The 12,671-nt window shown below is 69.8% G+C and carries 13 protein-coding genes; 6 read left to right on the forward strand and 7 right to left on the reverse strand.

All coding sequences use genetic code 11. The features are described from left to right. The 3 genes from NS3_RS23775 to NS3_RS23785 all read left to right on the forward strand — a co-directional run. On the forward strand, window positions 1-1,123 hold a 1,123-nt coding region (locus NS3_RS23775; RefSeq protein WP_067863773.1), incomplete at its 5' end, for a S1C family serine protease. 33 nt (window positions 1,124-1,156) lie between these two features. After that, entirely contained in the window at window positions 1,157-1,603 is a 447-nt protein-coding gene (gene tatB / locus NS3_RS23780; protein WP_067863776.1) for a Sec-independent protein translocase protein TatB, read from the forward strand. A gap of 124 nt (window positions 1,604-1,727) precedes the next feature. Continuing rightward, window positions 1,728-2,582 carry a hypothetical protein gene (locus NS3_RS23785; RefSeq protein ID WP_067863779.1) on the forward strand — a complete coding sequence of 285 codons (855 nt, stop codon included), beginning with the start codon at window positions 1,728-1,730 and terminating at the stop codon, window positions 2,580-2,582. 22 nt (window positions 2,583-2,604) lie between these two features. Here the strand turns inward: NS3_RS23785 and NS3_RS23790 are convergent, their stop codons facing one another. The 5 genes from NS3_RS23790 to dapE form a co-directional block, all read right to left on the reverse strand. Further along, window positions 2,605-3,543: a glucosyl-3-phosphoglycerate synthase gene (locus tag NS3_RS23790; RefSeq protein WP_067863782.1), complete on the reverse strand. Its 939-nt coding sequence runs from the start codon at window positions 3,541-3,543 to the stop codon at window positions 2,605-2,607. Then, the gene (gene folP / locus NS3_RS23795; RefSeq protein ID WP_245649780.1) at window positions 3,540-4,493 is read right to left on the reverse strand and encodes a dihydropteroate synthase; all 954 of its coding nucleotides are present in this window, start codon (window positions 4,491-4,493) and stop codon (window positions 3,540-3,542) included. Before folP ends, NS3_RS23790 begins: the two co-directional genes overlap by 4 nt. 38 nt (window positions 4,494-4,531) lie before the next feature. Next, the gene (locus tag NS3_RS23800; protein ID WP_067863962.1) at window positions 4,532-5,113 is read right to left on the reverse strand and encodes an LOG family protein; all 582 of its coding nucleotides are present in this window, start codon (window positions 5,111-5,113) and stop codon (window positions 4,532-4,534) included. Further along, entirely contained in the window at window positions 5,110-5,847 is a 738-nt protein-coding gene (locus NS3_RS23805; protein WP_067863959.1) for an LOG family protein, read from the reverse strand. The genes NS3_RS23800 and NS3_RS23805 overlap by 4 nt, the downstream gene beginning before the upstream one ends. A gap of 280 nt (window positions 5,848-6,127) precedes the next feature. Beyond that, window positions 6,128-7,237, reverse strand: a complete 1,110-nt coding sequence (dapE, locus tag NS3_RS23810; RefSeq protein WP_067863787.1) for a succinyl-diaminopimelate desuccinylase — start codon at window positions 7,235-7,237, stop codon at window positions 6,128-6,130. Window positions 7,238-7,315: 78 nt separating this feature from the next. On the opposite strand from dapE, the gene dapD reads away from it, so the two are divergent. Further along, window positions 7,316-8,263, forward strand: coding sequence for a 2,3,4,5-tetrahydropyridine-2,6-dicarboxylate N-succinyltransferase (dapD, locus tag NS3_RS23815; protein ID WP_084495870.1), 948 nt, complete (start codon window positions 7,316-7,318; stop codon window positions 8,261-8,263). Between the two features lie 74 nt (window positions 8,264-8,337). Here the strand turns inward: dapD and NS3_RS23820 are convergent, their stop codons facing one another. Further along, window positions 8,338-9,777 carry an acyl-CoA synthetase gene (locus NS3_RS23820; protein ID WP_174550512.1) on the reverse strand — a complete coding sequence of 480 codons (1,440 nt, stop codon included), beginning with the start codon at window positions 9,775-9,777 and terminating at the stop codon, window positions 8,338-8,340. Between the two features lie 150 nt (window positions 9,778-9,927). On the opposite strand from NS3_RS23820, the gene NS3_RS23825 reads away from it, so the two are divergent. Next, entirely contained in the window at window positions 9,928-10,791 is an 864-nt protein-coding gene (locus NS3_RS23825) for an oxygenase MpaB family protein (RefSeq protein ID WP_067863791.1), read from the forward strand. A gap of 67 nt (window positions 10,792-10,858) precedes the next feature. On the opposite strand, the gene NS3_RS23830 is transcribed toward NS3_RS23825, so the two are convergent. Next, window positions 10,859-11,536, reverse strand: a complete 678-nt coding sequence (locus tag NS3_RS23830; protein ID WP_067863793.1) for a TetR/AcrR family transcriptional regulator — start codon at window positions 11,534-11,536, stop codon at window positions 10,859-10,861. Window positions 11,537-11,870: 334 nt separating this feature from the next. On the opposite strand from NS3_RS23830, the gene NS3_RS23835 reads away from it, so the two are divergent. Then, entirely contained in the window at window positions 11,871-12,668 is a 798-nt protein-coding gene (locus NS3_RS23835) for an oxygenase MpaB family protein (RefSeq protein ID WP_245649781.1), read from the forward strand. The last annotated feature ends 3 nt before the right edge of the window (window positions 12,669-12,671 follow it).

Consider the following 12,671-nt stretch of genomic DNA (forward strand, 5'->3'; position numbering starts at 1 on the left):
CCCGCAGCCGCTGCCGCCGGCACACAAGCTCAGCGCTCGCGAAGTGCTCTTCGGCTCCCACGTCGCACCCAAGGCACTGGCCCTGCTGGCCGCGCTGGCGCTGGCCATCGGCGTGGTCGGCGGCCTGGTCGGCCGGCTGACCGCCGAGACCAGCACCAACCTGACCTCTCGCAAGGTGACCCTGGAGCAGAGCGAAGGCATCGACGGCCCGAGCGGCCGGATCGCCCAGGTCGCCAATGCGGTCCTGCCCTCGGTGGTCTCCATCCGCACCACCGTCGGCGACGGCAGCTCGACCGGTTCGGGCGTGGTGCTCGACGGCGAGGGCTACATCGTCACCAACAATCATGTGATCTCGATGGCCGCTCAGGACACCAGCAACCGGGCGAGTATCCAGGTGACCTTCGCCGACGGCAGCCGGGTGCCCGCCGAGATCGTCGGTCGCGACCCCAAGACCGACCTGGCCGTGCTCAGGGTGGACGTGAAGAACCTGACCGTCGCCGAGCTCGGCAAGTCCGAGGACGTGCAGGTCGGCGAGGACGTGCTGGCCATCGGGTCCCCGCTCGGCCTGAGCAAGACCGTCACCTCCGGCATCGTCAGCGCGCTGCACCGTCCGGTGAAGCTCTCCGGCGAAGGCAGCGACACCAACGCGGTCATCGACGCGGTGCAGACCGATGCCTCGATCAACCCGGGCAACTCCGGCGGCGCGCTGGTGAACATGGCCGGGCAGGTCATCGGCATCAACTCCGCCATCCGCAGCGAGACCGGCGGCTCGGTGGGCCTGGGCTTCGCCATCCCGGTCGACACCATGACCGAGGTCGCGCAGACCCTGATCCGCGACGGCGTCATGCACCACCCGAAGATCGGCGTCTCCGCGCGCACCCAGACCGTGGCCAACGAGGTCATGAGCGGCGCGGCGGTGGCCGATGTGGAAGACGGCGGCCCTGCGGCCAAGGCCGGCATCGTGGAGGGTGACGTGATCGTCAGGGTCGGCGACCGGGAGGTCACCGGACCCGAGGAGCTGACGGTGGCGGTGCAGTCCCGCGACATCGGCGAGACGGTGACGGTCCGGTTGATTCGCGACGGCAGGCAGGTGGACGTGCCTGTGACGTTGGAATCCGACTGACCTATCCGGCGTACGCCCAGGTAGCCTGGATTCGTGTTCAGCAACATCGGCTGGGGCGAGATGATGATTCTGCTCGTCGCCGCCCTCGTGATCCTCGGGCCGGAGCGGCTGCCCGGCGCCGTGCGCTGGACCACGAACTCGCTACGGCAGATCCGCGACTACGCCAGCGGCGCGACAGCGCAGTTGAAGGAGGAGCTCGGTCCGGAGTTCGACGACCTGCGCAAGCCGCTGGCCGATCTGAACGAGCTGCGCGGAATGACCCCGCGCTCGCTGGTCACCAAGCACCTGCTCAACGGCGACGACTCGGTGCTGCGCGACTTGGAGAAGTCGGTGCCCACCAAGGACGAGGTGTACGGCACCGGTTCGCCCGGCGGCGGTTCCTACGGGACATTCGGGTCGAAACCGAGCCTCAGCAAGCCGTCGCTGGAAAAACCCTTGGCCCGCAACGAACATCCCCCGATCGACCCTGACGCCACCTGAGTCACACAACTCGGCGTGTCTCGCACGAAACGCCGGGAAATTACCAAACCGACTGGGCTGTAGGAAAGTACAGCCGTCAAGTCGGGTATACACGGACGGCTGTCGAGCTGTCTAAACTTCGGACATGTCGGCCGATGACGTGGCGCGGGTCTTCGCGATAGAGGACAAAGTCGAAAGACTCAAGGCCGCGACCGAAGGGGTGGCGGCTGCGCAGCAGACGATCAACGAACTCACCAGAATTCGTCGAGCGGTGATCCGGGAACTGCACGACGAGGGGTGGACGTTCGCCAGAATCGGTGCCGCCGCGGGGCTTTCCCGCGCCCGCATCCATCAGGTGAGTACCCAGGGCCCCGCTCCGGAGGGATTGTTCTTCGGGCACAGCGCGATCACCGTGCTCACACCCGAGGTACGCGCGGGCAGACTGCTCGGCGCACCCGATCCCAGCGCGGCGACCAAACTCGTCGACCTGTTGCGCGACTTGGGTTTTCCGGCCACGGTGGAGTACTTCGCGCCGGGACGCCCGGTGGATCTCAACCGCGACGGCCTGATCGTACTCGGCGGCCCGGAACTCTCGCCCAGCCTGCGCCAGCTCGCCGCCGCCGATCCCCGGTTGCGGCGCACCGTCGTCCGCCCCGGCGACGCACGCCGTGGTATCGAGGACCGCGCCGCCCGCCGCGTCTACCGGCCCGCCGGTCCCGAGCCGCACGACATCGCCTATCTGGCCCGGCTGCCACGCCCCGACGGACGCGGCAGCTGCCTGCTCATCGACGGCCTGCATCCGCCGGGCTCGCTCGGCGCGGTTCGGCTGCTGGCCACCCGCCTCGCCGGGCTGCACGAGCGCGCCGAGCACCACCTGTTCTCCGTGCTGATCGCGGTCCGCTACGACCGGTCCAGCGGCGAACCCGTGGACGCCGATCTGCTCACCCCGGTCTACCTGCATCAGGGCGACCCGCGCACCAACGGTCGCGTCCGCCGCTGATCCGGCCGACCGTGCGGGAAGGTCAGGCGGCGACGCGCGAGGGACGCAGAGTGTTCATCGGCGGCCGGTCGTCCAACGAGACCTCGGTCTGGTGCGCGATGAATTCGTCGTCGATCACCGGGAACTGGGTCAGTGCCGCGCCGGAGTCGGCGACCCCGCTGCGCCCGAGCACCGTGCCCAGGATCTGGCGGCTCATCACGCCGAGATCCGACAGCGGGCGGTTGCGATGGGTGCGCACCCCCAGATTGACCTGGCCGATGGCCGGCAGGCCGAGCTGGTCGTAGGTGTCGAGCAGCAGCCCGATCTCCACGCCGTAGCCGGGTGCGAACGGCACCGAGGTGAGCAGTTCCCTGGTGCCCGCGTACTCGCCGCCGAGCGGTTGCAGGACCGCGGACAGCTCCGGGCGCAGCGCGGCCAGCAGCGGGCGCGCCACCAGTTCGGTGACCCGGCCGCCGCCGTACGCGTCCACCGCGCCGCCTTGGCGGAGCGGACGGCGGTAATAGGCCTTCACCAGATGCATGTTCTCCACGCACAGCAGCGGCCCGAGCAGTTTCGGCACGAAGGCCGGGTCGGGGTCGATGAGGTCGGAGTCGACGAAGGCGATCAGGTCGCCCTCGGTCACGGCCAGCGAGCGCCACAGCGCTTCGCCTTTGCCCGGCACCGGCTCCAGTTCGGGAACGGCTTCTTCCCTGGAGACGACCTCCGCACCGGCCGCGCGGGCCCGGTCCGCGGTGGCGTCGGTGGAGCCGGAGTCGAGCACCACCAACTCGTCGACCAGGGTACCGAGCAGCGGCCGGATACTGGCCACCACGTCGGCGACGGTGTTCTCTTCGTTCAGGGCGGGCAGCACCACCGAGACGGTGCGCCCCTGCTTGGCCTCGACGAGTTCGTCGATCGTCCACGCCGGGGTGTCCCAGGTGTTCGTACGTGCCCAAGCGGGCTGACGGTGTTGGGTTTTCATACCAGACCTCGCAAGGTTCGTGCGGGGGGCCGGAAGCCCTGGATCGCGGCGATCATGTCCACCACGCGCCGGGTGTGCGCCACCTCGTGGACACGGAAGACGCGGGCGCCCGCGGCGGCCGACCACGCCGTCGCTGCCAAGGTGCCCTCCAGTCGTTCGGAGAGTCCCACACCAAGAGTCTCCCCGATGAAATCCTTGTTACTCAGTGCCATCAGCACCGGCCATCCGGTTTTTACGAGAACGTCCACTCCCCGCAACAACTCGAGGCCGTGATAGGTGTTCTTGCCGAAATCGTGGGTCGGATCGATGAGGATCGAGTCCGTGCGCACCCCGGCGTCGGCGGCCTGCTCGGCGGCGCGCACCACGGTCTCGGTGACCTCGGCCACCACGTCGGCGTAGCGCACGCGGTGCGGCCTGGTGCGCGGAATGGCGCCGCCGGTGTGGCTGCACACGATGCCTGCCCCGAGGTCGGCCGCCACACGCACCAGATCCGGGTCGGCGCCCGCCCAGGTGTCGTTGATCAGATCCGCGCCCGCGACCACCGCGTCGCGCGCCACCTGCGAGCGCCAGGTGTCGACGCTGACGAGCAACTCGGGGTAGGCGGCGCGGATGGCGGCCACGAAGGGCACCACCCGGCGGGTCTCCTCCTCGGCGTCGACCACCTCCCCCGGCCCGGCCTTCACCCCGCCGATGTCGACCAGGTCGGCGCCTTCGGCGACGGCGCGGTGGACCGCGGCCATCGCCGCCTCGTCGGTGAAGGTGGCGCCGCGGTCGTAGAACGAGTCCGGGGTGCGGTTCACGATCGCCATCACCAGCGCCCGGTCCGTCGCCACCGCTTTGCCGCAGAGCGTGGGCTGCGGTACCGCGGGTGCCGCGGGCTGCTGCGCTCCTGGCTGCTGCGCTCCTGGCTGCTGCACTGCTGGCTGCGGCGTCGCAGACGGGCTGAACATGCCTCGACTGTACCGACCACAGTGGCGACCGCCGGGGCTCAGCCGGGCAGCGGACCGCCCGGCTCGGGCCGCAGCGCGACGAAGGCGGTGCTCAGATCGGTGGCGACGGTCAGCCGGGCGCGTGCCCGCGTGGGCACGACGCCCTCCCCCAGTCCATCGATCCAGTCGAACAGGCCGCGGTAGTACCCGTCGTGGTCGAGCAACACCACCGGCTTGCCGTGCTCGCCGAGATAGCCGCCGGTCCATGCCTCGAAGAACTCCTCGAGGGTGCCGATGCCGCCGGGCAGGGTGAGGAAGGCGTCGGCGCGATCCTCCATGACCTGCTTGCGCTGGCGCATCGTGTCGGTGACGATCAGCTCGTCGGAGTCGGTGTCGGCGACTTCCTTGTGCACCAGGTGTTTCGGGATCACCCCGATGGTCTCGGCCCCACCGGCCCTGGCCGCGGTCGCCACCGCGCCCATCATCGAGACGTGGCCGCCGCCGGAGACCAGTTGCCAGCCGCGGCGGGCGATCTCGGTGCCGACGCGGGCGGCCAGGTTCAGCAGTTCCGGATCGGTGGTGCTCGACGAGCAGTAGACGCAGACCGCGAACCTGTCGCTGCCAGGGGATTCGGCGCTCACCACAGATCCTCGGTGCCGTAGGTGCTCACGTCGGCGCGGAAGTCGGCGGCGCGGGCGATGATGTCGACCACCTCGTCGACATGATCGGTCACATACAGCAGGTCGAGATCCCCGGGCGAGATCTTGCCGAAGCCCTCGAGGGAATTGCGTATCCAGTCCACCAGGCCGGACCAGTAGGAGCGGCCGAACAGGATGATCGGGAACCGGGTGATCTTGCCGGTCTGCACCAGGGTCAGCGCCTCGAACAGTTCGTCCAGGGTGCCGAAGCCGCCGGGCAGACAGACGAACGCCTGGGAGTACTTCACGAACATCGTCTTGCGCACGAAGAAGTAGCGGAAGTTGATGCCCAGATCGACCCAGTCGTTGATGCTCTGCTCGAACGGCAGCTCGATGCCCAGGCCGATCGAATATCCGCCCGCCTCTCCGGCGCCCCGGTTGGCCGCTTCCATCGCGCCCGGCCCGCCGCCGGTGATGACCGCGAAACCGGCCCGTGCCAGCGCCGCGCCGATCGCGTACCCGGCCTCGTACTCCGGGTGGTCGACCGGGGTGCGCGCCGAACCGAACACCGTGACCGCGCGCGGCACCTCGGCGAGCGCACCGAAGCCCTCGACGAATTCGGCCTGGATGCGCAGCACCCGCCACGGGTCGGTGTGGACCCAGTCCGCGTCGCCGCGGCTGTCGAGCAGATTGCGGTCGGCGGTGCGGATGCCGGGCTTGCGGTCGCGCCGGTACATGACCGGTCCCCGGAACTTCGCGGCGGACCTGGCTTGCGCGGCGGCTTGCCGGTCGGCGACAGTTCCCCGGTGATCGGCGGGGTTCGTACCCGCGCCGCCGGAATCAGCGCCGCCGGAGGGGGAATGGCTGCCGGGGTCCGCGCTGCCGGAATTCGCGCTGTCCGGGTTTCTGCTGTCGGTGGGGTCGGCGGCGTCGGTGGACATGGGTCCACGCTACCGGGCCGGGTGCACCGCGATCTGTCGCCGTGGTGAATGCCCCGGGGCGGGGCGGCGACGCTTGTCAGACCGGTGCCGCGCCCCCGGTCAGGTAGGCGCGCAACATGGCGGCGACCGCGGTGATCTGCGCGGTCGGCACGTGCTCGTCGCGCTTGTGCGCCAGATTCGGATCGCCGGGGCCGAAGTTCACCGCGGGGATGCCGCGCGCCGCGAAGCGGGACACGTCGGTCCAGCCGTACTTGGCCCGCACTCCGCCGCCGCCGTGCGCGTTCACCGAGTCGATCAGCGCCTTCGCGGCGGGGGCGGTGAGTCCGGGCAACGCGCCCGCGGCGGCGTCGGTGACCTCGAAGCCGATGTCCGTACCGGCGAAGACCTCACGCACGTGCGCGATCGCCTGGTCGACACTGCGGTCGGGGGCGAAGCGGAAGTTGACCGTCACGCCCGCGGCGTCGGGAATCACGTTGCCGGCGACCCCGCCGTCGATCGCGACCGCCGACAGACCCTCCCGGTAGACGCAGCCGTCGATGTCGACAGCGCGCGGGGTGTAGTTCTCCAGCCGGGCCAGTACCGGCGCCAGGCGATGGATGGCGTTGTCGCCCATCCACGCTCGCGCCGAATGCGCCCGCACGCCCTCGGTGCTCAGCCGCACCCGCAGCGTGCCCTGGCAGCCCGCCTCGATCCAGCCGCCGGAGGGTTCGCCGAGCACGGCCAGGTCGCCGTCGAGCCAGGCCGGCAGATCGCGTTCGATGTGGCCGAGGCCGTTGTATTCGGCGGCGATCTCCTCGCCGTCGTAGAAGATCAGGGTCAGATCGTGCACGGGGTCGGCGACGGTGGCGGCCAGATGCAGGAACACCGCGTCGCCGGATTTCATGTCGACCGTGCCGCAGCCGTGCAGCAGCTGCTCGCCGTCGGCGCCTTCGCCGAAGCGGCTGGGCACATTGTCCGCGATCGGCACGGTGTCCAGGTGCCCGGCCAGGATCACCCGGGTGGGCAGGCCGCGGTCGGTGCGCGCCAGCACCACGTTGCCGTGGCGCAGCACTTCGAAGCCGGTGGTCTGCTCGCGCAACGCGCGCTCCACGACGTCGGCGATCGCGCGCTCGCCGAGGGAGACGCTGGGGATGTCGACCAGGGCGGCGGTCAGGGCGATCGGATCGGCGGACAGGTCGATGCTCACCGGGCCAGCCTACGACCTGCCCGCCGGGCCGGAGGTAGCTCACCACCCGCGCCGGGCGAGTGGGTAACCTCTGACGACGTGAGCATTCAGGGAGCAACAGCAGTCGGTATCGCCAACGTGACCGCGGACGGCACCGTCCTGGACACCTGGTACCCGAGCCCGGAACTCGGGTCCTTCGAGACAACCGGCACCGAGCGCCTCGACGAGGCCCCCGAGAGCTTCGCCGACCTGCTCGGCGTGGACGATGCCCGCGGTGTCGAGGTGATCGCGGTGCGCACCACCATCGCCGACCTGTCCGTCGCCCCGGTCGACGCCCACGACGTCTACCTGCGCCTGCACCTGCTCTCGCATCGCCTGGTCACCCCGCACTCGGTGAATCTGGACGGTCAGTTCGGCCTGCTCAGCAATGTGGTGTGGACCAACCACGGCCCGGCCGCCGTGGAGGGCTTCGAACAGACCCGCCTGAAGCTGCGCGCCCGCGGCCCGGTCACCGTCTACAGCGTCGACAAGTTCCCGCGCATGGTCGACTACGTGGTGCCCTCCGGCGTGCGCATCGGCGACGCCGACCGGGTCCGCCTCGGCGCGCACCTCGCGGCGGGCACCACCGTCATGCACGAGGGCTTCGTCAACTTCAACGCGGGCACCCTGGGCGCCTCCATGGTCGAGGGCCGCATCTCCGCCGGTGTCGTGGTCGGCGACGGCTCCGACATCGGCGGCGGCGCCTCCACCATGGGCACGCTCTCCGGCGGCGGCACCACCGTCATCTCCATCGGCGAACGCTCGCTGCTGGGCGCCAATTCCGGCCTGGGCATCCCGCTCGGCAACGACTGCGTGGTCGAAGCGGGCCTGTATCTGACCGCGGGCACCAAGGTCACCACGTCCGAGGGCCGGGTGGTCAAGGCCGCCGAACTCGCGGGCCGCGACAACCTGCTCTTCCGCCGCAACTCCACCACCGGCGCGGTCGAGGTCGTGCACCGCAAGGGCACCGGCATCGAACTCAACGAGGACCTGCACGCCCACAACTGATCCCCCACTCCTGACGCGCCCGCTCCGGGTGCGTCAGGGGATTCGGGTGTAGGCGACCGGGCGGCCGAACCGGATCAGGCCTCGGCGGCCAGAACCTTCTTCTGCACTTTGCCCATGGCGTTGCGCGGCAGCGATGACACGATCCTGACCTCGCGCGGGCGTTTGTGCACCGAGAGCTGTCCGGCCACCAGATCGATCAACTCCTCGGGCAGCGCGGCGGTATCGGCGTCGGCACGCGGGACGACGAACGCGACGATGCGCTGGCCCAGATCGTCGTCGGGCATCCCGACCACGGCCGCTTCGGCGACAGCCGGGTGGCCGAGCAGGGCGGTCTCGACTTCGCCCGCGCCGACGCGGAATCCACCGGACTTGATCAGGTCCACCGATTCTCGTCCCACGATGCGGTGGAATCCTTCGGCGTCGATGGCCGCGACGTCGCCGGTCTTGAACCAGCCGTCCTCGGTCCAGCTGTCCGCGGTGGCCTCTGGCCTGCCGAGATACCCGGCGAACAGCATCGGGCCACGAACCTGCAGACCGCCGATGCTCTCCCCGTCGTGCGGGACCGGAGCGCCGGTCTCGTCGCGCAGCCTGGTCTCGACACCGCGCACCGGCAGGCCGACCCAGCCGGGCCTGCGTTCGCCGTCGGCGCGGGTGGACAGGGTGATCATGGTCTCGCTCATGCCGTAGCGCTCCACCGGAGCGTGCCCGGTCAGCTCGCGCAGCCGCTCGAACACCGGCACCGGCAACGGCGCGCTCCCGGAGACCAGCAGCCGCGCCCCGCTCAGCGCCTTCGCGGCCGCCTCGTCCTCGACGATGCGCGACCACACTGTCGGCACCCCGAAGTACAGCGTGCCCTCGGCCTCGGCGTAGGCCTGCGGCGTCGGCTTGCCGGTGTGCACCAGCGGGCTGCCGAACCGCAGCGCGCCCAGCACGCCGAGCACCAGGCCGTGCACGTGGAACAACGGAAGGCCGTGCACCAGAGTGTCTTTCGAAGTCCAGTCCCATGCCTCGGCCAGCGCGTCCAGACCAGCGGCGATGGCCCCGCGGGTGAGCACGACACCCTTGGGCGGGCCGGTGGTTCCGGAGGTGTAGAGCACGAAAGCCGGTGTCCGGGCGGGCGGTTCGGGGTAGGTGTGCCACGAGCGCGCGTGCAGCCGGACCGGGATCACCGGCAGGCCCGCCCCTTCGGGCGCTTCACCGAGCCAGGCGTGGGCGCCGGAATCGGCCAGAATGTGCGCGAGTTCGGCCGCGCCCGAATCCGGCGGCACCGGCACCACGGTCACCCCGGCGATCAGGCTGCCGACCACCGCGAGCACCGTGCGCAGGTTCGGCCGGGCCAGGACGGCGACCCGCTCGGCGCGCGCGACACGCTCGGCCACCGAGGTCGCCGCGCCGAGCAGATCCGAACGCGACAGCGTCACACCGTCGATGGTGACCGCGTCGGGAATGTCCGCACCCGCCGCGACCGCGGCCGGATTCAGGGAACTGAGCAGCAAGGAGGGACCGGACGGCATGGTCTCGAACCTACTGTGCGGCACGCCGGGACCCGGCTACCGCCCCGCGACATCACACCCCGGCCTCGATCGATGGTGACCGTTGACACACCCCGGAGAGAATGAGAATGTCGAGTCACATCCTTCTCAACGACGAGAACGGGGATCGAGATGGCCAGCCCACTGCGCGCATCGCGCCCGACCGCGCCCACCTCGGGCAGCGCCGACGGTTTCGACATCCGCGACCACGTCGACGCCACATCCGCGTTCTTCGGGGCCGCCGCCAACGTCATCCTGCAATTGAGCATGCCGCCGGTCGGCTACGGCGTGGTGGAGAGCAAGGTCGACAGCGGCAACATCATGGTCCACCCGGTCAAGCGCGCACGCACCACGCTGACCTACCTGGCCGTGGCCATGGTCGGCACCGACGAGGATCGCCTGGCCTATCGCGCCGCCGTCGACAGCGTGCATCGCGCCGTGCGCTCCGGTCCCGAGAGCCCGGTGAAGTACAACGCCTTCGACCGACGGCTGCAGTTGTGGGTGGCGGCCTGCCTGTACTGGGGCGCGCGCGATCTGCACGAGCGCATGCACGGCCCCATGCACGCCGCCGAGGCCGACGCCTTCTACCGCAACGCCGAACGGCTGGGCACCACCCTGCAGGTCCATCCCGGGCAATGGCCCGCCGACCGCGAAGCCTTCGACGCCTACTGGCGCGAGCACCTGGCGACGACCCGCATCGACCCGCCGGTGCGCGAGTTCTTCTGGGATCTGGTGAATCTGAAGATGTTCCCGCTGCCGGTGCAGCTGACCTTGGCCCCGTTGCACCGCTGGGTCACCGCGGGCCTGCTGCCCGAGCGCCTGCGCGAGCAGATGGGAATGCGCTGGAGCCCGGCCGACGACCGCAGGCTGGCCGTGCTGCTGAGCACCGTCGGCGCGGTCGAGGATCGACTGCCACGAGCGGTCAAGACGCTGCCGATCAACGTCCTGTTGTGGGACATGCGGCTGCGCAGGCGGCTCGGGCTGCCGATGGTCTGAGCAGCCGAGCCGGTGGGAAGCAGAGCCGGTGGGATGCGGGCCGGTGGAAGCGGAGCCGGATGTCGGGCTACTCGCCGGCCCGGCCCGCGGGCACGGATTCGTTCTGCGGCTTCGCCGGGACGCGGAACGACACCACCACGTGATCGCGGGCGAACGCGCGCGCCAGCTCGTCGTCCCCCACCGGGATGACGGTCTGCGGGGTCAGCGCCATCGACACCGCCGTGCGGGCGATCATCTCCGCCAGCGGCTCGGGATCGTATTCGGGCAGCTTGCCCTCGGACTGCAACCGCCGGATGAACTCGGTGAGGTAGTCGCGGCCGAGTTCGATGATCGGCGCGCCGCGCGTGGTGAGGAAGGGCAGCACCAGTTCCGGCTCGGTGGCCAGCAGCCGGTGGATCAGCTGGTTCTCCCGGAGTCCGTTGATGAATGCCACGAACAGCTCGACGATCTGGTCTTCGGCGCCCGCGTCGCGGTCGACCTGACGGGCCAGCACCTCGTCGACGCCGTGGATGAACTCCCTGGACTGCCGCAGCGCCACCGCCTCGATGAGATCGGACTTGCTGGCGAACCGGCGATAGAGCGTGGCCAGCGACAGCCCGCAGCGCCGGGCGACCTCGACCATACTGGTCCGCTTGATCCCGAAGTCCAGAAAGGCCAGCAGGGCCGCGTCGAGGACGCGGGACTGGTTGCGGTCCTCGGGACCGCTGTTGCGGACCGCCGGGAGAAGCTTGTTCAGCCTTGCCATGTTCTTCCTCACCTCATCCGCCGCCCCGAAACGATGACACTTTCAGCATCGCATACCCCCAGCCACCGCCGGCTCGATTGACAGCAACCACGGACGATGAGAAGGTTCATGACACTTCATCTCATTAGGGCACAAAGTCCCATTGACACACAAGACCTCCGAGTGAGAGTCTGAGGCAATAACCTTCTCATCGTGTCACCGCGGCGCTGTATCACGCAGCACTGGCGACCGCGAGCCGGAAAGACGAGGAATGATGAGCGCGCCCCTTCGTGCAACGACGCCCGAAACACCGACACCGAGCCACAGCCGCCCCGGCGCCGCCGACGACTTCCGGATGGACGAATTCTGGTACGGGAGCACCGCCCTTCTCGGTGGCGTGGCCAACGTCATCATGCAGCTCAGCCACGCTCCGGTCGCGTACGGCGTGCTGGAGAGCACCGTCGACTCCGGAAAGGTCACTCTGCATCCGCTCAAGCGCCTGCGCACCACGCTGACCTACCTCTCGGTCGCCATGATGGGCACCCAGGCCGAGATCGCCACCTACCGCGAGGCGGTCAACACCTCGCACCGCACGGTGCGCTCCGGCTCCGACAGCCCGGTCAAGTACAACGCCTTCGATCCGAAGCTGCAGCTGTGGGTGGCCGCCTGCCTGTACTACGGCATCGTGGACCTGCACGAACGGCTGCACGGCGGTCTGGACGAGGCCACCCTCGACGCGCTCTACGCCAAGTCCGTCAATCTGGGCACCAGCCTGCAGATGCGCCCGGAGATGTGGCCGGCCGACCGCGCGGCCTTCCAGGCGTACTGGGACGCCGAGCTGGCGGAGAAGAAGATCGACGCGCGGACCAAGGCCTACTTCGACGGCCTGATCGATCTGACGATGACCCCGCCGCCGGTGCGCATCCTCTTCGGCTGGTTCCACCGCTTCGTGGTCACCGGCCTGCTGCCCGAGCACCTGCGCGACGAGATGGGCATGACCTGGTCGCCCATGAAGGAGCACACCCTGCGCCTGCTGCTGCTGGTGATCGGCAAGGTGCAGTCCAAGACGCCCAAGGCGGCGCGGATGTTCCCGATGAACTACTACCTGTGGGACTTCCGCAAGCGTGTGCGCAGCGGCAGGCCGCTGGTCTGATCT

Origin of the sequence: Nocardia shimofusensis NBRC 100134 (assembly GCF_001613125.1) — a bacterium.
Lineage (GTDB): Bacteria > Actinomycetota > Actinomycetes > Mycobacteriales > Mycobacteriaceae > Nocardia > Nocardia shimofusensis.